The sequence below is a fragment of the Micrococcaceae bacterium Sec5.7 genome (assembly GCA_039636785.1).
In the GTDB taxonomy this organism is placed as follows: Bacteria; Actinomycetota; Actinomycetes; order Actinomycetales; family Micrococcaceae; genus Arthrobacter.
The window spans coordinates 2,048,700-2,071,361 of sequence record CP144169.1; the positions used below are offsets into that span (position 1 = coordinate 2,048,700).

Genomic DNA, 22,662 nt, shown 5'->3' on the forward strand with positions numbered 1-22,662 from the left:
AAGCGTTAGCTTCCCGGCCGTCTCGCATTTCCCGGAAGCAACCTGTTTATCTTAATCCAGAATCCGGTCTGATGCGAATCGTGCAGCTGAACACGTAGGGCTCACCCCGGGCCGGAAAACAGACAACGCCCCCGGCATGGATCCGGCATCGTCCGGTCAAAGAAAAATCCGCCGGAATCTTTCGATTCCGGCGGATCATCCGGTGGAGCTGAGGGGACTCGAACCCCTGACCCCCTGCATGCCATGCAGGTGCGCTACCAGCTGCGCCACAGCCCCGAATTTTCGCTGCTCCGGCACCGTCAGCTTGCGCATCCGGGCCCGGTTCACTGTCCGGATTTCTCCGAAGCAACTCAAATATCTTAGAACAGCCGTTCCGAAAATTCCAAATCGGGCATATTCGGGCTGTTCCGGGTTTGCCTACTCTGCGTCGGTGGAAACGGCAGCCTTGGCTGAGGTGTCGTCACCAAGCTGCAGATCCACCACAGGGCAGTCCTTCCAAAGGCGCTCGAGGGCGTAGAAAACGCGGTCTTCTTCGTGCTGGACATGGACAACAACGTCCGAGTAGTCAAGCAGCACCCAGCGGCCGGCAGAACGGCCCTCACGGCGCACCGGACGGCGGTCCTCCTTGGCGAGCTCCTCTTCAATACCGTCAACGATTGCGTTGACCTGGCGCTCGCTCGGTGCTGAGGCAATCAGGAAGACGTCGGCCAGGGCCAGTCGCTCACTGACGTCCAAAGCGACGATGTCCTGGGCGATCTTTTCCGCGGCAGCTTTTGCTGCATGGCGGGCTAGCTCGATGGATGAATCAGATGCAGTCACGGGACTCCTTGTTGTGGTGTAAAAGCTTGTTGTTGAAAATGCTGTGGTGATCAGCGGGACAGGCCACTGATGATCATGGTGATGCCGGCGATGAGGGCTACTATTCCGAGAGCCAGCACGCCGAGCTGGAGCAACCGGATTCGCTGCGCCCGGCCAAGGCCTGCGGTGACAGCATCCAACGGTTCCAGCCCATACGCGGCCTTGGCAGCCACACGCAGCTCAGTAAGGTCTTCGCCCGATCCCGGGGCTCTTTCGCCGGCTGCGGAACTTTCAGCAAGGGTAGCGGCCTTTGCCGCAGCTTCAGCACGGGCCAGGACCCGGGAACGCCCGGTTAACGGTCCAGCACCCGCCAGGCGGGACGCCGACGACGGACGGGGCCCGGCGGCCCGGTGGGGCTTCAACCTCGGACCGGGACTCGTTACAAGCGGAAGATAAGACGTGGCGGGCGGCTTCATAACCGGACGGTCCACACCCGGGACCTGCACGAACTCCAGCGGCGTGACCATGGCAAGGTTGCTGGCCGCAGACGGATCTTGGCGCTGAAGCGGAGGCTGGCTGTTCTGCTCGGCCAGTTTCTGTTTGGCCATGGCGCGCCGGTTCAGGACCGCCGCGCGTTCAGCCAGGGCAATCTGCTGAGCCAGGATTTCGGGATCCACGGCCTCGGGGTCGTGGGACGCGATGTGCTCCATTTTGGCCAGCTGGTTCCTGGCCTGTTCCGCAATGAGGGAGCGCGCAGCCAGCGCCTGGTCCACCGTCATCCCGTGAGGCAGCTCTTCCACAGAGTCAGACGGCAGGCCTCGGCAATCGGCCCCGCCGGACGGCTGCATGGGCGGATTCGGGGTCTCCAGTTCACGCGGTCTGGGCGCTGGTTGGGCCGCCGAAGCGGAGCCTGCGGCCGGCAGAACTGCGGCCGGCCGAACTTTTGCCGGTGAAACGACGGGAATCGCCGAGGTGACGGCCTGCTCCTGCAGTTGCTGGAGGCGCAGCTGCCGGCGGGTGGGCGGACCACCCGCGGAGAGCTGCTCCTCCTTTTCCGCAAGTTCCTTAATGGCACGGAGGGCTGCCCTGTCCCGGGCCCTGATCTGGGAGGAGCGCTCTGCGGCCGATATGGCCGGCACCGAGTCAACGGGACCCGCAGCAACATGCCGGATGCGCCCGGTGCTCTCTACGGGGCCGGGCGCTTCGTCAGTCTGTTTTGAGGTAGGGGGTACCTGGCCTGGACCTGTGGTCCCGGCATCCTGGGTCTGTTCCAGGGTCTCATCTCTGGCCTGTCGTAATTCACGACGGCTGCGGACGGGGGGCTGTTCCTGACTCATTTAAAACTCATTCAGTACTGGCTGGTTTGTCTGTTTCGGTAGGTGCGGTGCTGTCCCCCGGGCTGGAGTTCCCGGCATACAGTCCGTATTTGGCAATGTACTGAACCACGCCGTCCGGCACGAGGTACCAGACGGGGTTGCTGGCGGCCACTCTTGCGCGGCAATCCGTGGAGGAGATGGCCATGGCCGGCACCTCGAGCAGGCTGACGTCTTTTCTGCCCATGCCGTCCAGCACATGACCCGGCCTGGTGACCCCGACAAAATGGGCCAGCGACCACAGTTCGTCAATGTCCTTCCAGGACAGAATCTGCGACAGGGCGTCGGCGCCGGTGATAAAGAACAGATCGGCATCGGGACGCTGGGTCCGAAGATCGCGCAGGGTATCAATGGTGTACGTGGGACCGGGGCGGTCCACGTCAACCCGGCTGACCGTAAAACGCGGATTCGACGCAGTCGCAATTACCGTCATCAGGTAACGGTGCTCGGGTTCGCTGACTGTCTTGGCCGATTTCTGCCAGGGCTGGCCGGTGGGAACAAAGACCACTTCGTCCAGTCCGAACTTGGCGGCCACTTCGCTGGCCGCGACCAGGTGGCCGTGATGAATGGGGTCAAACGTTCCACCCATTACGCCCAAACGGTACCGGCCCGCTGTACGGCTCTGTTGAAGGATGGCGGAAATGTCAGTGGCCCTGGGGATGATCGTGCTTGTTGGGGTGCTGACGGTGCGGATCCGAATGTTCCTCGACAGCCGAGTGGCGGTTACCCAGGTTCGAGTAGGACCACGTAATGAACATCAGAACCAGCAGGATGGAGAAGATCACCACACCGAAGACCCATGGTGCGGCCCAAATCGGAGCCAGTTCCTCGTGTTCTGATTCGCCGACGGCGGCAATTGACGTGGCGATCTGCTGGAGCAGCATTTTCTCCCCTAGAGCTCAAAGGATAACGACGGCGGACGTTCCCGCCGTTCCGGACTTCTGTTCTATGTTACCGCGTCGCTAGCCGCGGATCTGGCCCTCGCCCTGCACGATCCACTTGGTGGTGGTCAGTTCAGTGAGACCCATCGGGCCACGCGCGTGCAGCTTCTGCGTGGAGATGCCGACTTCCGCGCCCAGGCCCAGCTCTCCGCCGTCGGTGAACCTCGTGGAGGCATTGACGATCACGGCAGCCGAATCCACCTCCGCGATGAACCGTTCCGCATTCGTGAGGTCATTGGTGAGGATGGCTTCGGTATGCCCGGTGGACCACGTGCGGATGTGGTTGACGGCGTCATCCAGGCTGTCCACCATGGCCACGGCGAGGTCCAGGTCCATGTATTCGGTGGCCCAGTCCTCCTCCGTGGCAGCTTCTGTCTGGATGGAGGCGGGCAGTGCAGCGCGGATCCTGTCATCTGCGTGCAGCGTCACACCGGCCTCACGCAGAGCCGCCGCGACGGCCGGCAGCACTGTTGCGCGCGAGTGCACCAACAGCGTTTCCACGGCGTTGCAGACGCTGGGCCGCTGGGTCTTGGCGTTGAGGAGGATCTCCACCGCCATTTCCTCGCTGGCCGATTCATCGATGAAGATATGCACGTTGCCCTCCCCCGTTTCAATCACGGGCACCAAGGAGTTGTTGACCACAGTCTGGATCAGTTCCCGGCCGCCGCGGGGAATCAGGACGTCCACCCGGCCCCGCGCCCGCATCAGGGCGTTGGCGCCTTCGCGTCCGAACTGGTCCACTGTCTGGACGGCGTCGGCAGGCAGACCGACCGATTCAAGGGCCCCGCGCAGGACATGCACCAGGGCCTCGTTGGTGGCCGCAGCGGCGCTGCCGCCACGCAGGATCACCGCATTGCCGCTCTTGAGGGCAAGTCCGGCAATATCTACAGTGACGTTGGGGCGGGCCTCGTAGATGGCAGCCACCACGCCCATGGGCACGTTGATCTGGCGCAGTCGCAGGCCATTGGGGAGAGTCTGTCCGCGGACCACATTCCCTACCGGATCGGGCAGGTTCGCGAGGCTCTCGAGTGCGCCGGCCAGCGCCTCGATCCGGCTGGCGTTCAGGGTGAGCCGGTCAAGCAGCGCAGCCGTGGTCCCGTTGGCACGCCCGGCCTCCACGTCCTTGGCATTGGCATTAAGGATCAGGCTCTTGCGTTCCAGCAGGGCAGCACCGATGGCGCGGAGCCCGCGGTCTTTCCAAGCGCGGTTGGCCCTCGCCATACGCCGGGCGGCCTGGCGCGAGCGGTCGGCTATGGCGTGGACGGCAGCCTCGACATCCGCCGCCGGCTCAATAACTGACGGTGATTCCGGAACCGGTGATACCGGCACGCTACCGGCCTCAGGAGCCGAGGGCACCGCAAGGGTGTCTTCGGAAATCAGGGTGGTTTGCGGAATCAGTGCCTCAGTCATGGTTCAAGTTTAGGCGAGCACTGACTTTAGACCAGCACCAGATCGTCAACATGAACAACTTCACGGTCATATCCGCGGCCCAGCGCCTTTCCGAGTTCCTTCGTGGACCGGCCCAGCATCTGTGGCAGCTCCGCCGCAGAATAGTTGACCAGGCCCCGTGCAATGACGGTGCCGTCGGCGCTGACCATTTCCACGGCGTCGCCGGCTTCGAAATCACCCTCAACAGCTGAAATGCCCGCGGGGAGCAGCGAGGTGTGGCGGTCACGCACAGCCTTGACGGCGCCGTCGTCGAGCATGAGCCTGCCATGTACCGGCGCAAGGTGGGCCAGCCACAGCAGCCGGACAGGCTTGCGGGCGCCGTTCACGCTGAACCAGGTTCCAACATCTTCGCCGGCCAGTGCCGCAGCGGCATTCGCGGTTGATGTGACGAGGGCATGGATCCCGGAACCGGCCGCAATGGTAGCCGCCTCCACCTTGGTGAGCATTCCGCCCGTTCCAATGCCTGCCCTGCCGGTCTTGCCGACAGACACTCCATGGAGATCCTGCGGGCCCGCCACCAGCGGAATCCGCTTGGCACCGTGCGACGGCGGGCCATCGTAGAGGGAGTCGACGTCGGAGAGCAGAACCAGCGCGTCAGCGCGGACGAGGTGCGCCACGAGTGCTGCCAGGCGGTCGTTGTCGCCGAAGCGGATCTCGTGGGTGGCGACGGTGTCGTTTTCGTTGACCACCGGCACCACGCCGAGGTTGAGCAGCCGGTTGAGGGCGCGGAAAGCGTTCGTGTGCTGGCTGCGCCGCATGAGGTCATCGGCCGTCAACAGCACCTGGCTGACCGTCACGCCGTGGGCACCGAAGGCCTGGGTGTACCGCGCCATCAGCAGGCCCTGCCCCACGCTGGCCGCAGCCTGTTGGGTGGCCAGATCCCGCGGACGTTTGGCCAGCCCAAGGGGCGCCAGGCCGGCTGCGATTGCGCCGGAGGAGACCAGGATGATCTCCGTGCCGGCATTGCGCTTGGCGGCCAATGCGTCAGCCAGCGCAATGAGCGACTCTTCGGAAATGCCGCCCTTGATGCTGGTCAGGGAGGACGAGCCCACCTTCACCACAATGCGCCGGGCGCCGGACAGCACGCTTCTGTCCGCGGCCTTGTCTGCGGCTTTGTCTGCGGCGCCGGGAACCGGTGCAGCCGTGACGGAGTTACTCGTCATCTTCTGCGTCCAGTCCACTCTCCTTGACCGGCGCAGCGGCCCGGCGTCCGCTGACGGATTCGGTCCAGATGCCGGCCTTGCGCTCCGCTTCCAGCTCGGCACGCGCGGCAGCCTTGGCCTCGCGGCGCTCCACCTGCTCGTCGCGCTTCTGCCCGCGGGTGGGACGGTCACCAATGTCGGCAAACCGGACGTCGGTCCCACGCGGCGCCGCAAGCAGTTCGGCGCCCGCCATCATGGTGGGCTCCCAGTCGAAGACCACGCCGTCGTCCTCACCGATCACCACGGTGTCGCCCGGTGTGGCACCCTGCTTGAACAGTTCGTTCTCGATGCCCAGCTTGGCAAGACGGTCCGCAAGGTAGCCGATAGCTTCCTCGTTGGTGAAGTCGGTCTGCTTGACCCAGCGGACCGGCTTGTCGCCCAGAACCCGGAACAGCGGCTCGAGGTTCTTTTCTTCCCGGCGGATCTTGAATCCTGACTCGTTGACCGCGCGGGGGCGCAGCACCGGCGGGTGCACCTTGGGCGGCGCTGCAGCAAGGGCGTCGCGGGCAGCCTGCACAATTTCGGCCATGGCGAAGCCCAGCTGGCGCAGCCCTTCGTGGCTCGTGGCGGAGATTTCAAAGACACGGTATCCGCGTGATTCCAGCTCCGGGCGCACGAATTCGGCCATGTCCTTGCCGTCAGGCAGGTCCACCTTGTTCAGGGCGACGAGCCGGGGACGGTGGTTGAGCGGGACAACCTCTCCATCGGCTCCCGCGTAGCTCATGTCCACGGCGTACTTCTCAAGCTCAGCTTCGATGATGGCCAGGTCAGCGAGCGGATCGCGGTCCGATTCCAGAGTGCCGCAGTCAAGTACGTGAACCAGCGCGGCGCAACGCTCCACATGGCGCAGGAAGTTGTGGCCAAGGCCCTTGCCCTCGCTGGCGCCCTCGATCAGGCCGGGGACGTCGGCGATGGTGTAGCGGACCTCACCGGCCTGGACAACGCCGAGGTTGGGGATGAGCGTGGTGAACGGGTAGTCAGCTATCTTGGGCCGCGCAGCAGACATGGCAGCGATCAGGCTGGACTTGCCGGCTGACGGGAAGCCCACAAGGGCGATGTCTGCGATGGACTTCAGTTCCAGGACGATGTCGCGGGCATCGCCTTCAATGCCCAGAAGCGCGAATCCGGGCGCACGCCGCTTCTGTGATGAGAGGGACGCGTTACCCAGACCGCCCAGACCGCCGGCTGCCGCGATGTACTCGGCGCCTACGCCCACGAGGTCTGCAAGGACCTTGCCGTCCTTGCTCTTGACCACAGTTCCGTCCGGTACAGGCAAAATGAGGGTTTCGCCGGCCTTGCCGCCGCGCCAGTCACCCATGCCGGATCCACCGTTGGTGGCATGACGGTGCGGGGCGTGGTGGTAGTCGAGCAGCGTGGTTGTCTGTGCATCAACGCGCAGGATGACGTCGCCGCCGTCGCCGCCGTTGCCGCCATCCGGGCCGCCCAGAGGCTTGAACTTTTCACGGTGGACAGAGACACAGCCGTGGCCGCCGGTACCGCCGGATACGTGCAGTACTACCCGGTCTACAAAGCTCGCCACGTGGATCTCCTCTGTGCTGTAACTGGACCCTGGGGTCCGCTCCAGTTGATTGTAATGCGGTTAAAAGAACAGTGGAGCGGACCAAATGGCCCGCTCCACCGCTTTAAATCTGGTTATTACTCTGCAGCTGCAGCAGTAACGATGTTGACCACGCGGCGGCCACGGCGGGTGCCGAACTGGACCGCGCCTGCTGCAAGTGCGAACAGGGTGTCGTCTCCGCCACGTCCAACGCCGGCGCCCGGGTGGAAGTGGGTGCCACGCTGGCGGACGATGATCTCGCCTGCGGAAACCACCTGCCCACCGAAACGCTTGACGCCGAGGTACTGGGCGTTGGAGTCACGACCGTTGCGAGTGGAACTCGCGCCTTTTTTATGTGCCATTTGAAATGCCTGCCTTTAAATTCTGGGGAATCAGCTGAAAACCGAACAGTAACCAGTGGTTACTTGATACCGGTGATCTTGACCTTGGTCAGTTCCTGACGGTGACCCTGGCGCTTCTTGTAACCGGTCTTGTTCTTGAACTTCTGGATGACGATCTTCGGACCACGAAGGTCCTGAAGGATCTCAGCCGTAACAGTTACCTTGGCCAGGTCCGCAGCGGCGGAGATGACTTTGTCACCGTCTACCAGGAGCAGGGCGGGCAGCTCAAAGGTGCTGCCGGCTCCACCGGGGACGCGGTTAAGGGTAACGAAGTCTCCAACGGAAACCTTCTCTTGGCGGCCGCCTGCGCGGACAATCGCGTACACCACTTGGGAACTCACTTCTCTCGACGTTTATTACTAGATTTGCGTGCGGAACCTGGGTCCAATTGTTTGGCCTGGCTCACGCTGTGCCTCAACGCCGTGGATTACCCGGGGGAACCCGTGAGCTATCCCATGAACAATTTCAAAGAGGTATAACCCAAGTGTTGGCGTAAGCACCGAAGATCTAGAATACGCTAATTTTACCTTCGGCCGCAAATGAGGCTGGTTCCGGCGGGTTGTCCGTGATATGCACCACAAGGGTTTACTGCACTGACTTCCGGAACCGTGCCTGTCTATCCTACCGGCTCCGGGCGCTGCTTGGGTTCAGGCGTAATGGCGCGGCGCGTCGAAGAAGTCCACTTCGAAGCCGCATGACTGCCGGAACGCCAGAGTCATTGCGGCACGCTCGGCCTCCGATCCCGCCCGCCCCGCCGCATCGGCGATGCTGATGGCCTGCCGGGTCGCCTCGGCAAAGCCCTCGTCCGCGTAGGTGCGCAGCCACTCTGAGTACGGGTGGCCTGCCGGTGCCCCCGACGCAAGGAACTCCGCATGCAGGGTTTCACCCACTTCCGCATACAGCCAGAAGCACGGGAGGACGGCCGCCACAAGCACTGCGTAGCTGCCGGATGCCGAAGCCGCCAGCAAATGGTCCACATAGGACTTGGTCACAGGCCCCAGTGTGGATTCCACCGTGCGCGTGCTGAGCCAGCTGCGGTGGAGCTCGGATTCCACCTCAAGGCACTGCTGGGCGGAGCGGGCCCAGAAAAGCTGCTCGGCTTCACTAGGTGCCAGGGCGCTCGCCCGTGCCAGCACCCGCGAGTAGCCGTTGAGGTAGATGGCATCCTGGGCAAGGTAATAGGCGAAATGCTTTTCGGCCAACGTGCCGGCAGCAAGGTGGCGGATGAATTCAAGACGGTAGATGGCCTCCAGGTCCGCAGAGGCCGCTGCGCGGAGGAGTTCCGCGAAACCGCCTTCCCTCAGGAGGCGTGGCACTCCGGTCCGGGCGAGGGGAGTCATATGGAAGTGATGGATCGGTCCGTTGCCGGCGCCCACCTCCAGCTCCCCTGATGTTCTCAGGGCCCCTTCCAGCCAGGGCTTCACCGCACGCAGTGACGCCTCCCAGTCCCCCAGCCTGGCCTGGGCGGTGGCCATGGCTGACGACAGCGAGCATCCGGTTCCGTGGCTGTTGCGGGTGGGAACCCGCTCGCCTGGCACCACCACCACTTCCTGCGACAGCAGCCCCGCGGTGTTGACGAGCGCGTCCGGGCAGTCGCCGGCGTCGAGATGTCCCCCTTTGACCAGCACCGTGGCACCGGTTTCGGCTGCCAGCCGCGTGCCTTGTTCGAGCGCCTCCGGCCAGCTGACCGCCTGGCCCACTCCAAGCAGCATGGCGAGTTCAGCAAGGTTGGGGGTGATCAGATCAGCCAGCGGCAGCAGCGCCCGCAGGGCAGCTTCAGCGGTCTCATGCAGGAGCCGGTCACCGCTCGTGGCCACCATTACAGGATCCAGAACCACGACGGCGGGACGCACTTTCTCCAGCCAGCTCCGGACGGCGGCAATCACCTGGGCATCCCCGAGCATGCCGATTTTGACGGCGTCCACGCTGATGTCGTCGCTGATGGCGTCCAGCTGCTGGGTCAGAAATGCGGCCGGCGGCACATGGACGGCGCGGACCCCCTGGGTATTCTGCGCCGTGAGCGCCGTGATGGCTGCCATTCCGTAGCCGCCGTTGGCCGCAATGCTTTTGAGGTCCGCCTGGATCCCTGCTCCGCCGGACGGGTCCGAGCCCGCAATGGTCAGGACCCGCGGCACATCGCGGAGTACCCGGACTCCGGCAGGGCTGGTTGCCGGAGTTGCCTCAGGATTTAGCTCAGGAGCCAGCTCGGCGGCTGGCAGAAACGTTGTGGAGGACAAAGGAGACATCCCTTCCCCGGCGCTAACCGGACAGGTTCAACGGGTGTGGATCTCAGCCGGCCCTGTGCGCGGCACCCCGTGTCAGTCATCCAGCCTAGCCGTTGTTCGCCAGCTTAAACAGCTGATGCCCGCACCGGCGCTGCAATCAGCGCCGGTCCGGGCATCAGCCACACCTCAGTGTCAGAGTTCGGATGCAGGAACACCTACGCCAAGAATGATGGGCTCATTGGCCGCAACCTTCTTGGACGGAGCAGTTCCCTTGGCAGTTCGCCTGGCGGCCGCCGCAGGTGCCTTGGACTCGTGCGAGTGACCTGCGGCCGTCGCATGGACCGTCTCATGCTGTTCCACGGACGTTTCATTGGCCGCACCCTGGGCGCGGCTGGCGCTCCGGTTGCGGCGCGGCCGGCGGGTTGTGGACTGGACCGCTGTGTGGTCCTCGTAACGGTCGGCGTCCGCGCGGCCGGCTGCCAGAGGACGCTCCACGGCAGTTGCGGGACGGCCAGCAGTTGCAGGACGCTCAGTTGCGGCCGCAGGCTCGCCCAAGTGAGCGAATGCTTCGGCCAGGCGGTCCAGCGTGAGTGCCGCCGCCTGCGGGTTGTCCCCTGCATATTCGACGAACGGAAGCACCACCTGCTCGCCACCAAACGTCAGCACGGCAGCAGGACGGCCGGCGGAAGCAGATTCCAGAGGTTCCACCGCCACCCGCTCGGTGGCGGCTGCCGCTGCGTGGGCGTCGTCGTCATGCAGATGCGCAGCGTGTGCCGCGGCTGCAATGTTGGCCAGCGCCGCGCGTGTGGCCTCTGCCTTGGCATGGCGTTCTGCGTCTGTGGGCTCCGGGTGGGCCGGGTGCTCCTGGATAGGCGCTGCCTGGGCAACATCGGCAGAAGCCTGCCCGCCCTTGCCCCGACGGCGCTTCCGGTCCGTACGGCCAGCTGGCTGGCTGTCGGCCCGGTTGCTGTCGCTCCGGTTACTGTCGCTCCGGTTGCTGTCGGCCCGGTTGCTGTCGCTCCGGTAGCTGTCGGCCCGCTGGACGTGGTGTTCGGCCGCCACAGTGTTGGCGCGGCGGTGCTCCACGGGCTCGTCGTGGGTTACGATTCCGCGACCGGCACAGGTCTCACACTGCTCGCCGAAGACCTCGAGCAGTCCGGTGCCCATGCGCTTGCGGGTCATCTGGACGAGACCAAGCGAAGTGACTTCGGCAACCTGGTGCTTGGTCCGGTCCCGGCCCAGGCACTCCACCATGCGGCGCAGCACCAGGTCGCGGTTGGACTCCAGCACCATGTCGATGAAGTCGATGACGATGATTCCGCCGATATCGCGCAGCCTCAGCTGGCGCACGACTTCCTCGGCGGCTTCGAGGTTGTTCTTGGTCACGGTTTCTTCGAGGTTGCCGCCGCTGCCGGTGAACTTGCCGGTGTTGACGTCAACCACTGTCATGGCCTCCGTGCGGTCAATGACCAGTGAACCGCCGGAGGGCAGGAACACCTTCCGGTCCAAGGCCTTGTGGATCTGCTCATCAATGCGCCAGGCCGAGAAAATATCCTGGTCCTTGGTCCACTTTTCCAGCCGGCCAACCAGGTCCGGGGCCACATAGGTGACGTAGGCCTCGATGGTGTCCCAGGCCTCCTCGCCGGAGACGATCAGTTTGGAAAAGTCCTCGTTGAAGACGTCGCGGACCACCTTGATGGTGAGGTCCGGTTCGCCGTACAGGAGCTCCGGGGAGAGGACTTTGGTGGAAGTGGACTGGCTCTCGATGCCTTCCCACTGTGCGCGGAGACGGTTGATGTCATGTGTCAGCTCTTCCTCGGAGGCACCCTCGGCGGCCGTGCGGACAATAACTCCCGCATGCTCCGGCAAACGGTCCTTGAGGATCCGCTTGAGACGGTTGCGTTCGACGTCGGGAAGCTTGCGTGAGATGCCGGTCATGGACCCGCCGGGCACGTACACCAGGTAGCGGCCGGGCAGCGAAATCTGGCTGGTCAGGCGCGCGCCCTTGTGGCCCACCGGATCCTTGGTGACCTGCACCAGGACCGTGTCCCCGGACTTCAGCGCGTTCTCGATCCGCCGCTGCTTGCCTTCCAGCGTTGCCGCGTCCCAGTTGACTTCGCCCGCGTACAGGACAGCGTTGCGGCCACGTCCGATGTCAACAAAAGCGGCTTCCATGGACGGCAGCACGTTCTGGACCTTGCCCAGGTACACGTTGCCGATCAGGGAGTCCTGCTGGGTCTTGGAGACAAAGTGCTCCGCCAGAACGCCGTCCTCCATAACGCCGATCTGAATTCTGTCATCGCGCTGACGGACGATCATCTGCCGGTCCACGGACTCGCGCCGGGCAAGGAACTCGGCTTCAGTGATTACCGTGCGGCGGCGTCCGGTGTCGCGGGATTCGCGGCGGCGCTGCTTCTTGGCCTCAAGGCGGGTGGAGCCCTTGACGCTTGTGACGCGGTCGTTGACGGCCGGCTCGCTGACCGCGCGGGGGGCCCGGACGCGGGTCACGGTGTTGGGCGGATCGTCATCCCCGCCTCCGGTAAGTTCAAGATCCTGGTCGCCACGGCGGCGGCGACGGCGACGCCGGGAAGTTACGCCGTCCCCTGCCTCACCGGGGGAATCCTCGGCGTCGTCCGCGGCACTTTCATCAGAGGCTTCGGTATTGGTATCGGCGTCGAGCCCGCGGTCAGTAGTGCGGCTGCGGCCGCGGCGTCCACGGCCGCGGCGCCGGCGGGTGCCATCGGCGTCGTCGGGCTCGCCGTCGTCGGTGTTTTCGGCGTTCTCGGTTTCCTCCACAACAGCGGGAGTGGCGGGGATGGCGGCCACGGGTCGGGCCACTGTGCTCAAATCCGGTGCCTGGAACAGTACTGAGGCGGCCGAAGCCGGTTCCATAAAAAGCGATCCGAACGGGCTCAACGTTTCGGCGGGAGTCTCCCCGGCTGATTCAGGCGCTTCGGTGCCGGCTCCCCCTGCTGCGGACTCAGCCACTGCAGCCTCAACTGCCGGAGCGTCGGCAACTCCCTCCGGAGTTTCCTCGGGAGCCACCTCGACAGCCTTCGCCTTGGCAACGCGACGACGGCGGACGGGCTTGGTGGGTGCCTCAGGGGCATCGGCTTCTGCATCAGCGGGTGCACCGGCAGCTGCCGGTGCTTCGTCGGCGGCAGCCTCAGCAGCGGGCTTGGAGGCAGCAGCTTCGGAAGCTGCGGGCTCGGCACCAGCAGCAGTGTCTTCAGCAAAAACCGGCAGCGGCTCAGCGGTGTCGGTCCTTTTCCGCGACCGGCTACGGCGGACCGGGGCTTTGGCTTCCGGTGCTGTTTCGTCAGATGCCGGAACGGCTTCGACTGAACCGGGAGCCTCCGTCATGGCGGGGGCAGCTGCCTCGCTGGCGTCGGCCTCTGCCGCTTTGGCCTTGGGCACCGCCTTGCGCCGGGTCCGGGTGGTCTTTTTCGGAGCTTCGGGAGTTTCCGCAGCCGTTGCTTCTTCGTTAACGGTTACAATCTGGTCATTATCCATATGTGGCAACACTCCTGCCCCCGACGTACCGCCACATCCGGCACCCATTGGGGCATATATTGTCAAAACCCGCAGGCGTTGACAGAAGTCAATTGAATACCCTCAGGTTCGCACCGGCAGTGGGGTGCGGCAGCCCGTGAGAGCCGGCAACTGTGTCCTGAAACCCGTTGTTCTACACGCCACAACCAGGTGCCGTCCAATGGCATTGCGGGATAGCCGGGATCGATTGATCCGGAGCGTGCCCTGCTCATCATTGGCGGTCTTGGGAACTAGCCACCGGACCGAAGAGCGAATGTGGATCGTCCTCCAGCCACCTCCATTCTCTCACACGACCGCCCAAAGAAGCGGTAGGCAGGGGCCAGCGGCGTGCAAAAGCGCTGCGCCGCCAAAGCCGGTCCCCTTCTCCCAGCGTCCGGCGCTACAATCGGGGCCAGGAGTACCCGAGACAAAGGACGCCAGAACCATGCCCAGCATCTCCCCCGCCACCGGCGCGGAATCAGCCAAAGCAGCTGTGAATGAGTCCGGACCTCTGCAGGCCGTTTCCGGATCCGCCGGGCCAGCCATGGCACGCAACCGGCCCTTCGGCTGGCTTCTGGTCGTCGCCGGAGTAATTGGCTGGCTGGCCTCCGGATCCCTGGTGCTCGAGAAGCTTGAAGTCCTCAAGGATCCGAACCACGCCACCATCTGCGACGTCAATCCGTGGATATCCTGTGGCCAGGTAATGCAGACGTGGCAGAGTTCCGTCTTTGGTTTCCCCAACATGTTCATCGGCATCGTGGCTTTTGCCGTGATTATCACCACCGGCATGGGTCTCTTGGCAGGAGCAACCTTTGCCCGCTGGTACTGGCTGGGGCTTCAGGCGGGAGTGACACTCGGCTTCGCCTTCGTGGTGTGGCTGTGGTCCCAGGCCCTGTATGAGATCCACATTCTGTGCCCTTTCTGCATGATTGTCTGGGCTGCCATGATTCCTCTCTTCGTCTGGGTCACTGTCCGCAACGTCACGCAGGGGGTCCTCCCCGTCCCGGCCCCCGCAGCGCGGATCCTGGGTGATTCCGGCTGGATCATCACTGCGCTGCTCTACGTGGCTGTGATCGCCACCATTTTCTTCGCGTTCATCCAGGTGTTCGTCGGCACGTCCGGCTTCTGACCCGGCTCCGGCAGGTTAAACAACGCCGAGGTGAGACTTGGGGCCCATGTTTTGATCAAACATGGGCCCCAAGTCTCACCTCGGCGATTCAGCTCAGGGTTAGAACCAGATGCTGATCTCGCGCTTGGCAGACTCAACAGAGTCCGAGCCGTGGACGAGGTTCTGCTGAACTGCCAGGCCCCAGTCGCGGCCGAAGTCACCACGGATGGTTCCGGGTGCCGCCGTGGTGGGATCCGTGGTTCCGGCGAGCAGGCGGAAGCCCTCAATAACGCGGTGGCCCTCGAAGATCGCAGCAACAACCGGTCCGCTGAGCATAAACTCGACCAGCGGCTCGTAGAAGGGTTTGCCCACGTGCTCTTCGTAGTGCTGTTCGAGCAGCTCGCGGCTCGCGTTGACCTTCTTGAGTTCGGCCAGGGTGTAACCCTTCGCCTCGATGCGGCTGATGATGGTGCCGCCCAGGTTACGGGCCACGCCGTCGGGCTTGATCAAAACTAGGGTGCGCTCAATGCTCACAGCTGCTCCAATGCGGTAGTGGGGGGTCCGGTTAAGTCTACGGGGTCTGGATGGAGGGACAGGGCCGTCGGGCTAACGCTGGCCGTCCGGGTGCGCGGCATCCCATTCGGCCTGTTCGCGCTCACGCCTTGCGGCTTCGGAATCGATTCTGATGCCGGTGCGGATGCCGTACCACCAGGCCAGGGCAAAGAGTGCGCCCACCAGGAACATCATGGGTTCAACGAAGCCCGTGAGGATCAACACCAGTTGGAGGATCCATCCGAGCGCCACACCCCATGGCCTGGACAGCACAGCGCAGGCGAGAATCAGCACCACGCTCAGCCCGATACCCACCGAAAGGATAAGCGCAGGAGGGAAGTCGTCCCGCCGGAGTCCGAACACCGCCAGTGTTGCGAAGAACGCCACGAAGGACTCCAGCAGAAGCACGGTGGAGGCAAACATCACCTTGGTGGAACGGCGTTTTTTGGGCATGCCCGGGCGCCATTCACGCTGGGCTCTGGTCAGCTTGGCCATGGCTTAGGCCTCCGTTTTCCCGAGCAGGATCCGCGCTTCCGCCACCAGGGTGATGGAGCCGGTCACCAGCACACCGCCGGCGAGATCCTCATTGGCTTCAGCACGCTCAACGGCCCACTCCAAGGCGTTGTCCAGCTTCTCGGCGATGTGGATGTTGTCTTCGCCGAAGCCCATTTCCACCGCAAGTTCCGCAAGTTCCGCCGCCGGCACTGCCCGTGGGGAGTTGGACTGCGTGAAACAGTATTCCTCGGCGAGATCACCCAAGGACTCCTTGAGCTGGCGGAGGATCTGTTCGGCGTCCTTCTCCTTCAGAACCCCCACCACCACCACTACTTTGCTGAAGCTGAACGCTTCGTGGATGGCCTCGGCCGATACCCGGATGCCGTCCGGGTTGTGGGCGGCGTCCACGATGATGGTGGGCGCGGTGCGGACCACCTCAAGGCGGCCGGGCGATGTCACGGTGGCAAAGGCTTCCTGCAGGATCTCGGTGTCGAGTTCCTTTTCGCCGCCGCCGAGGAACGCCTCCAGCGCAGCAACAGCCACCGCTGCGTTCTCGGCCTGGTGCTTGCCATGCAGCGGCAGCAACAGCTCCGGGTAGCGTCCGGCGATGCCCTGGATGCTGACTACCTGCCCGCCAACGGCAACCTGACGGGATTCGACGCCGAATTCCACACCTTCGAAGCGGAAAGGCACCCGGACTTCCTTGGCTTTCTCCAGCAGCACCTGCGCTGCATCCACCGGCTGTGCGGCGCTGATCAGGAAACCGCCCGGCTTGATGATGCCGGACTTTTCATACGCGATGTCCTCCGTGGTGTCACCCAGCAGATCCGTGTGGTCCAGTGAAATCGGGGTAACCACTGCCACCTGGCCGTCGCCCACGTTGGTGGCATCGGTGATGCCGCCCAGGCCCACCTCGATGACGGCCACATTGACCGGCTGGTCGGCGAACACCGCAAACGCCAGGATGGTGAGGCACTCGAAGTAGGTCAGCCGGGGCTGGCCCTCAGCCAGCAGCTCCTTGTCCACGATGTCCAGGTACGGGCGGATCTCGTCCCAGATGCGCACAAATGTCTCATCCGAAACAGGCGATCCGTCGATGCTTATCCGTTCCGTCACCTTGGACAGGTGCGGGCTGGTGTATCGTCCGGTGCTCAGGCCGTGGGCGCGCAGACCGGCCTCGATCATGCGGGCAGTGGACGTCTTGCCGTTGGTCCCGGTGATGTGGATGATCGGGTAGGCCTTGTTGGGCTCCCCCAGCACGTCCATGGCCCGGAACAGTGGGGCAAGCCGCGGTTCCATCTTGTTTTCCGGCGCACGCCCCAGCAGCTCGGCGTAGACGCTCTCCACGGAGAATTCGTCAGTCATGTCTCAGGCCTCTACTTTTTCGACGGTGATCTGCGGTTCCGGTGAGTCGCCCGGTACGGCAGTCAGTTCAACGGTGAGGGTTTCGGTCTTCACCAGCTCGGCATTGGCGAGCAATGCGTCAACCACGTTTTGCGCCGCAGCGACAGCAGTGCGGATGCGGTCGCTGACGTTGAGCCCGGCGTCCTTGCGTGCCTGCTGGATGGCGCGGACCATGTCTCGGGCCAATCCCTCGGCTTCGAGCTCGGCAGTGACCTCGGTGTTCAGCACCACAAAGCCGCCGCCGGGCAGCACCGCAACAGAGGCAGAACCGCCGTCGGCCGTTTCCGCCACCACGGTCTCCAGCGTGTATTCCTGTTGCTCAAGGGCGAGGCCACCCGCGATGACCGTACCGGCGTCGTCAAGGGACCAGTCGCCGGACTTGGAACCCTTGATGGCCTGTTGGACGTTCTTGCCGAGGCGCGGTCCCGCGGCCCGGGCGTTGACCACAAGTTTCTGCTCGATGCCGAATTCCTCCGGCGAGGCGCTTGCGGCATCCAGCAGGCGTACCGAGCGAAGGTTCAGTTCATCAGCGACGACGCCCGCAAAACCTTCCAGCGCGTCTGCGCCGGGTGCCACAACGGTGAGTTCCTGCAGCGGCAGCCGGACCCGCAAGTTCGCGGCTTTGCGCAGGGACGAACCGGTGGAGCAGATCTGCTGGACCCGGTCCATAGCCGCAACGAGTTCGGCGTTCGCCGGGAACAGTGTGGCATCGGGCCAGTCGGCCAGGTGCACGGAGCGGCCGCCCGTCAGTCCGCGCCAGATTTCCTCGGACACCAGGGGAAGCAATGATGCCGACACCCGGCACACTGCCTCCAGAGCCGTGTGCAGGGCGTCGAAGGCATCAACGTTCTCGTCAAAGAAGCGCTGGCGGCTGCGGCGCACATACCAGTTGGTGAGCATGTCCAGGTAACCGCGCAGCTCGTCGCAGGCGCCGGAGATGTCATAGCTGTCCAGCTGCGCGGTCATGTTCCGGACCAGGTCACCGGTGTTGGCCATGAGGTACTGGTCCAGGGTGTCGGCGTAGCCGTCGTAACGCAGCCGGGCGTCGTAGCCGGAGGCTGTCCCGCCAACTGCGTTGGATGCGTTCGTGTACAGCGTGAAGAAGCTGTACACATTCCACAGCGGCAGGATGACCTGGCGGACGCCGTCGCGGATTCCCTGCTCGGTGACCACGAGGTTGCCGCCGCGCAGGATGGGGCTGGACATGAGGAACCAGCGCATGGCGTCGGAGCCGTCGCGGTCCAGGACCTCGGAAACGTCCGGGTAGTTGCGCAGGCTCTTGGACATCTTCTGGCCGTCCGAGCCCAGCACGATGCCGTGGCTGATGACATTCCGGAAGGCCGGGCGGTCAAATAGTGCCGTGGACAGGATGTGCAGCATGTAGAACCAGCCACGGGTCTGCCCGATGTACTCCACGATGAAGTCGGCCGGGTTGTGGGTGTCGAACCATTCCTCGTTCTGGAACGGGTAGTGGACCTGGCCGTAGGGCATGGAGCCGGAGTCGAACCAGACGTCCAGCACATCCTCCACGCGGCGCATGACCGACTGGCCGTCCTCGGGCGTGCGGGGATCGTCCGGGTTGGGCCGGGTAAGCTCGTCAATGAACGGCCGGTGCAGGTCCACCTGCCCCGCCTTGTTCAGCGGCAGGCGGCCGAAATCGGCTTCGATCTCGGCCAGGGAGCCGTAGACGTCGGTGCGCGGGTATTCCGGATCAGTGGACTGCCACACCGGGATGGGGCTGCCCCAGTAGCGGTTGCGGCTGATCGACCAGTCGCGGGCATTGGCCAGCCACTTGCCGAACTGGCCGTCCTTGACGTTGCCCGGGATCCAGTTGATCTCCTGGTTCAGCTCGGACATACGGTCCTTGAACTTGGTGACCTCCACGTACCAGGAGGACACCGCGCGGTAGATCAGCGGGTTGCGACAGCGCCAGCAGTGCGGGTAGCTGTGCTCGTAGCTGGCCTGCCGAACCAGGCGGCCCTGGGCGCGCAGCACCTGCGTGATGGGCTTGTTGGCCTCGAACACCTGAAGCCCGACGATCCCGGCGAGGTCCCCGTGGCCGAACAAGGGCAGGAACTTTGCGCCTTCGTCGACGGACAGCACCACGGGGATGCCGGCCTCTTCACAAACCTTCTGGTCGTCTTCACCATAGGCGGGGGCCTGGTGGACGATGCCCGTGCCGTCGGTGGTGGTGACGTAGTCCGCCACGAGGAAGCGCCAGGCATTCTCGGTACCGAACTTTTCGGTGTCGCTGAAATCATGCCAGAGCGGCTCGTACTGCAGGCCTTCCAGCTCGGCGCCGGTGTGCGTGGCCGTGACAGCGGCCTCTGCGGCAGCGTCGTCGTCGTAGCCCAGGTCCCTGGCGTAGGTACCCAGCAGATCGGCCGCGAGCAGGAAAGTGCCAGTCACCGGAGCATCCGGCGAAGCCGCCTTCACACCGTTGGGGCCGGCGGGCAGCACGGCATACGTGATGGAAGGCCCGACGGCGAGCGCCAGGTTGGTGGGCAGCGTCCAGGGGGTGGTGGTCCAGGCGAGCGCCTGCACGCCGGCGAGCTCCCGGGAGAGGGCGGACTCCCCTGCCGTGATGGGGAAGGTCACCGTGACTGTCTGGTCCTGACGGTTCTTGTAGACGTCGTCATCCATGCGCAGCTCATGGTTGGACAGCGGTGTTTCGTCTTTCCAGCAGTACGGCAGGACGCGGTAGCCGTTGTAGGTGAGGCCCTTGCTGTGCAGTTGCTTGAAGGCCCAGAGCACGGACTCCATGTATTCAACGTTGAGGGTTTTATAGTCGTTCTCGAAGTCCACCCAGCGGGCCTGCCGGCTGACGTAGCTCTTCCACTCGTCGGCGTACTTCATCACCGAGGCGCGGCAGGCGTCATTGAACTTGTCGATGCCCATGGCTTCGATTTGGGTCTTGTCCGTCATGCCCAGCTGTTTCATGGCTTCCAGCTCGGCCGGGAGCCCGTGGGTGTCCCAGCCGAAGCGGCGCTCCACACGCTTTCCGCGCTGGGTCTGGTAGCGGCCCACCAGGTCTTTGGCGTAACCCGTCAGGAGGTGACCGTAGTGCGGAAGACCATTGGCGAAGGGAGGTCCGTCGTAGAAAACGAATTCGTTGCTGCCGGGGGTGCCCCCGGGAAGATCCGAATCGCGCTGGTCGATGCTGGCCTGGAAGGTACCGTCCTCGTCCCAGTACTTGAGGATGCGCTCTTCGATCTCCGGGAACTTCACGGAGGCAGCCGCACCGGAGGTGTTGGAACCGGAGTTGTTGGAGGCCGCACCGGAAGGTGCCGCTGAGGCCTTGGGGTAATAGGTCATCTCTACATCCTGGGTTGAGCTGGTGAACACGACGTTCCGTTCAGGATGCGAGGACGGCTCTTGCGCTGTCCTGGAACTCCGCTCCCGGACCAGCACCGGCGCCGCGGTACCACCTCACTAACCGGTGCCATGGCACGCCCCCGAATAAAAGGAGCTGTTCCGGCGTCGGCCGCTCATTACTGCTGTGACGGGCTTACCCGTCCGGTTCTACTGACCCTGCCTCATGGAAACCGCGTGCAAAGTGTTCTTCCGGAAGCTCACCGGTGATTGCCGGGTCAAAGCCGCTGCCACAAGTCTAACGGCTGCGCCGCCGTACTCAGCAACCGCCGCTTCCGGAGCCGGTGGCTGAATCCGTGCCCGGAATGCACCCGGGAAATGAGGATGTTACGCAGTGCGGTGCCTAGACTCGAGCACATGACCGCCTCTGCTCCGGTCCAGCCCGCTGCCTCCCCGAAACGCGGCCTGGCCTTCGTCGGTCGGATGCTGGCCCTATTGGCGGCGCTTCCTGTGGCAACCCTGTCAGTCTTCCGTGCCGTGACTGCTGAATGGCCCACTCAGCTTGTCCAGCTCTTGTCCTTCACCCCCTGGCTGGTGCTCCCCGCCGCTCTGGCCTTGTTGTTGGCTTTGCTGGGCCGCCGTGGGTGGGTGATTCTGCTGACCTCGGTTCTGCTCGCCGCACAGGTATTCTGGCTCTTCCCTCTGGATTACGGCCGCTACGCGCCGCTCGCCTCAGCCGGGGCCGGTGTAAGTGCCCGTGCCGGAAGACTGCTTGAGCTGAAGGCCATGAACATCAATTCGGAGTTCGGTGAGGCTGATGCGGCCGAAATCGTCCGGCTGGTGAGTGACAACGGCATTGGGCTGCTCACCATCCAGGAGCACTCGCAGTCTCTTGAAGACCGACTGGCGGCAGAGGGGCTGGCCAGGCTGCTTCCGAACCGAGTCAGCGACCCCACCGACGACGGCGCCGGCAGCGCCGTCTACTCCGTGCATCCCTTGCAGCAGGCGGGTGTTTTGCCGAACACCGCGTTCCAGATTCCTACCGTGCGGCTGACGCTTGAGGACAGTGCTGGCAGCGCGATCCTGGACGTAACGAACGTCCATGCGCTTCCGCCCGTGGACGGGCGCATTGCCCAGTGGCGCAGTGACCTCGCTGCGGTTGGGCGTCTGGCTGCCCGGCCCGGGAACCAGCTGCTGATCGGGGATTTCAACGCCACGTACGACCATTCCGAGTTCCGGCAGCTGCTGGACGCGGGGGCCGATGGCCGGGAAATGGTGGATGTGGGAACCTCAACAGGTTCCCGACTGCTGCCCACCTGGCCCATGAAGGGCCCGTTGCTGCCTGGGATTGCCCTCGATCACATGGTCACGAGCCCGCACATCCAGGGCACCGGATATGCGGTGCACCGGGTTGCCGGGACCGACCACGGCGCCATTCTGGCAACGCTGGGCGTCCCAGAAACGCGGTAATGCGGTTCAAAAAGCTGCTGCGGTTCACAAGCTGCCGCACTGGTCACGGTGCCGGAGCTGCTGCGGTGCGGCGCGGCTTCTAGCCCTTGCGGATGAGCTTGTAGTTGGAGGCCTGAGCCACCGGACGCACCACGATCTGGTCCAGGTTGACGTGGTGCGGGGCGCTGACGGCGTACCGGACCACGTCCGCCACGTCGGCCGCAGTGAGCGGCTTTTCCACACCCTGGTAGACCTTTTCAGCGGCCTCATGGTCGCCGCCCAGCCTGTTGAGTGCGAACTCTTCCGTATGGACCAGCCCCGGCGCCACCTCGATCACCCTGACGTTGTGTTCGGCTTCCTCCAGCCGCAGCGCACCCGTCAGGGCGTGCTGGGCGAACTTTGCCGCGTTGTAGCCCCCGCCGCCTTCATAGGCGGCCAGGCCGGCTGTGGACGTCAGGTTGAGCACGGTGCCTTCACCGCTGGCCCGCAGCATGGGAAGAAACGCACGGGTCAGTTTCATGGTGCCCAGGACGTTCACCTGGAGCATCCACTCCCAGTCTTCCGTTCGGGCTTCGGCCAGCCGCTCCGCGCCGCGTGCACCGCCCGCAATGTTGATAAGTGTGTCGACGCCGCCCCCAGCGGTGACTTCCGCGAGCAAGGCGGCGACGTCGTCGTCGTTGCTGATGTCCGCGGCGAACGGCACAGCACCCGTCTGCGCCCCCAGTGCCGACAGCCGGTCCCCGCGCCGGGCGACGGCGAATACCCGCCAGCCGTCGGCGGCGAGCAGCCGCACCGTGGCCTCGCCGATTCCTGTGCTCGCCCCTGTCACTACTGCCGATTTTCCCTGCGCCGCGTCCTTCATGA

18 protein-coding genes, 1 tRNA gene and 1 riboswitch are annotated in these 22,662 nt (G+C 64.4%); of the genes, 2 read left to right on the forward strand and 17 right to left on the reverse strand.

Going from position 1 to position 22,662, the window contains the following annotated elements:
- Positions 1–203: 203 nt before the first annotated feature.
- The 12 genes from V3C33_09800 to V3C33_09855 all read right to left on the reverse strand — a co-directional run bounded on the left by V3C33_09800 (position 204) and on the right by V3C33_09855 (position 13,460).
- A tRNA-Ala gene (locus V3C33_09800) sits at positions 204–276 on the reverse strand.
- 141 nt (positions 277–417) lie between these two features.
- Positions 418–819, reverse strand: coding sequence for a ribosome silencing factor (gene rsfS, locus V3C33_09805; protein ID XAS69510.1), 402 nt, complete (start codon positions 817–819; stop codon positions 418–420).
- 50 nt (positions 820–869) lie between these two features.
- Entirely contained in the window at positions 870–2,135 is a 1,266-nt protein-coding gene (locus V3C33_09810; protein ID XAS69511.1) for a hypothetical protein, read from the reverse strand.
- 7 nt (positions 2,136–2,142) lie between these two features.
- Entirely contained in the window at positions 2,143–2,769 is a 627-nt protein-coding gene (gene nadD, locus V3C33_09815; protein XAS69512.1) for a nicotinate-nucleotide adenylyltransferase, read from the reverse strand.
- Positions 2,770–2,815: 46 nt separating this feature from the next.
- The gene (locus tag V3C33_09820) at positions 2,816–3,055 is read right to left on the reverse strand and encodes a hypothetical protein (protein XAS69513.1); all 240 of its coding nucleotides are present in this window, start codon (positions 3,053–3,055) and stop codon (positions 2,816–2,818) included.
- A gap of 78 nt (positions 3,056–3,133) precedes the next feature.
- Positions 3,134–4,522 carry a glutamate-5-semialdehyde dehydrogenase gene (locus tag V3C33_09825; GenBank protein XAS69514.1) on the reverse strand — a complete coding sequence of 463 codons (1,389 nt, stop codon included), beginning with the start codon at positions 4,520–4,522 and terminating at the stop codon, positions 3,134–3,136.
- A gap of 26 nt (positions 4,523–4,548) precedes the next feature.
- Positions 4,549–5,724 (reverse strand): glutamate 5-kinase, encoded by a 1,176-nt coding sequence (proB, locus tag V3C33_09830; GenBank protein XAS69515.1) that lies wholly within the window; start codon positions 5,722–5,724, stop codon positions 4,549–4,551.
- Positions 5,714–7,303 (reverse strand): GTPase ObgE, encoded by a 1,590-nt coding sequence (gene obgE, locus V3C33_09835; protein ID XAS69516.1) that lies wholly within the window; start codon positions 7,301–7,303, stop codon positions 5,714–5,716. Before obgE ends, proB begins: the two co-directional genes overlap by 11 nt.
- 116 nt (positions 7,304–7,419) lie before the next feature.
- The gene (rpmA, locus tag V3C33_09840; GenBank protein ID XAS69517.1) at positions 7,420–7,683 is read right to left on the reverse strand and encodes a 50S ribosomal protein L27; all 264 of its coding nucleotides are present in this window, start codon (positions 7,681–7,683) and stop codon (positions 7,420–7,422) included.
- Between the two features lie 59 nt (positions 7,684–7,742).
- Positions 7,743–8,051 (reverse strand): 50S ribosomal protein L21, encoded by a 309-nt coding sequence (gene rplU / locus V3C33_09845; protein ID XAS69709.1) that lies wholly within the window; start codon positions 8,049–8,051, stop codon positions 7,743–7,745.
- Positions 8,052–8,369: 318 nt separating this feature from the next.
- Positions 8,370–9,968, reverse strand: a complete 1,599-nt coding sequence (locus V3C33_09850) for a bifunctional hydroxymethylpyrimidine kinase/phosphomethylpyrimidine kinase (GenBank protein ID XAS69518.1) — start codon at positions 9,966–9,968, stop codon at positions 8,370–8,372.
- A riboswitch (TPP riboswitch) is annotated at positions 9,951–10,048 on the reverse strand. Its footprint overlaps the gene before it by 18 nt.
- Positions 10,049–10,139: 91 nt before the next feature.
- A complete protein-coding gene (locus tag V3C33_09855; protein XAS69519.1) occupies positions 10,140–13,460 on the reverse strand; it encodes an Rne/Rng family ribonuclease in 3,321 nt (1,106 codons plus the stop codon).
- A gap of 463 nt (positions 13,461–13,923) precedes the next feature.
- Between V3C33_09855 and V3C33_09860 the strand changes: the two genes are divergently transcribed.
- On the forward strand, positions 13,924–14,607 hold the full coding sequence (locus V3C33_09860) for a vitamin K epoxide reductase family protein (GenBank protein XAS69520.1): 684 nt from the start codon (positions 13,924–13,926) through the stop codon (positions 14,605–14,607).
- 99 nt (positions 14,608–14,706) lie between these two features.
- Here V3C33_09860 and ndk read toward each other — a convergent pair whose 3' ends face one another.
- From ndk to ileS, 4 genes are all read right to left on the reverse strand, one after another.
- Positions 14,707–15,120, reverse strand: a complete 414-nt coding sequence (gene ndk, locus V3C33_09865; GenBank protein ID XAS69521.1) for a nucleoside-diphosphate kinase — start codon at positions 15,118–15,120, stop codon at positions 14,707–14,709.
- A 72-nt stretch (positions 15,121–15,192) separates the two neighbouring features.
- Positions 15,193–15,633, reverse strand: coding sequence for a DUF4233 domain-containing protein (locus V3C33_09870; GenBank protein ID XAS69522.1), 441 nt, complete (start codon positions 15,631–15,633; stop codon positions 15,193–15,195).
- A gap of 3 nt (positions 15,634–15,636) precedes the next feature.
- The gene (locus V3C33_09875) at positions 15,637–16,998 is read right to left on the reverse strand and encodes a folylpolyglutamate synthase/dihydrofolate synthase family protein (GenBank protein ID XAS69523.1); all 1,362 of its coding nucleotides are present in this window, start codon (positions 16,996–16,998) and stop codon (positions 15,637–15,639) included.
- 3 nt (positions 16,999–17,001) lie between these two features.
- On the reverse strand, positions 17,002–20,352 hold the full coding sequence (gene ileS, locus V3C33_09880) for an isoleucine--tRNA ligase (protein XAS69524.1): 3,351 nt from the start codon (positions 20,350–20,352) through the stop codon (positions 17,002–17,004).
- 414 nt (positions 20,353–20,766) lie between these two features.
- On the opposite strand from ileS, the gene V3C33_09885 reads away from it, so the two are divergent.
- Positions 20,767–21,819, forward strand: coding sequence for an endonuclease/exonuclease/phosphatase family protein (locus V3C33_09885; GenBank protein XAS69525.1), 1,053 nt, complete (start codon positions 20,767–20,769; stop codon positions 21,817–21,819).
- Positions 21,820–21,898: 79 nt separating this feature from the next.
- Here the strand turns inward: V3C33_09885 and V3C33_09890 are convergent, their stop codons facing one another.
- Positions 21,899–22,660 (reverse strand): SDR family oxidoreductase, encoded by a 762-nt coding sequence (locus V3C33_09890; GenBank protein XAS69526.1) that lies wholly within the window; start codon positions 22,658–22,660, stop codon positions 21,899–21,901.
- Between the last annotated feature and the right edge of the window lie 2 nt (positions 22,661–22,662).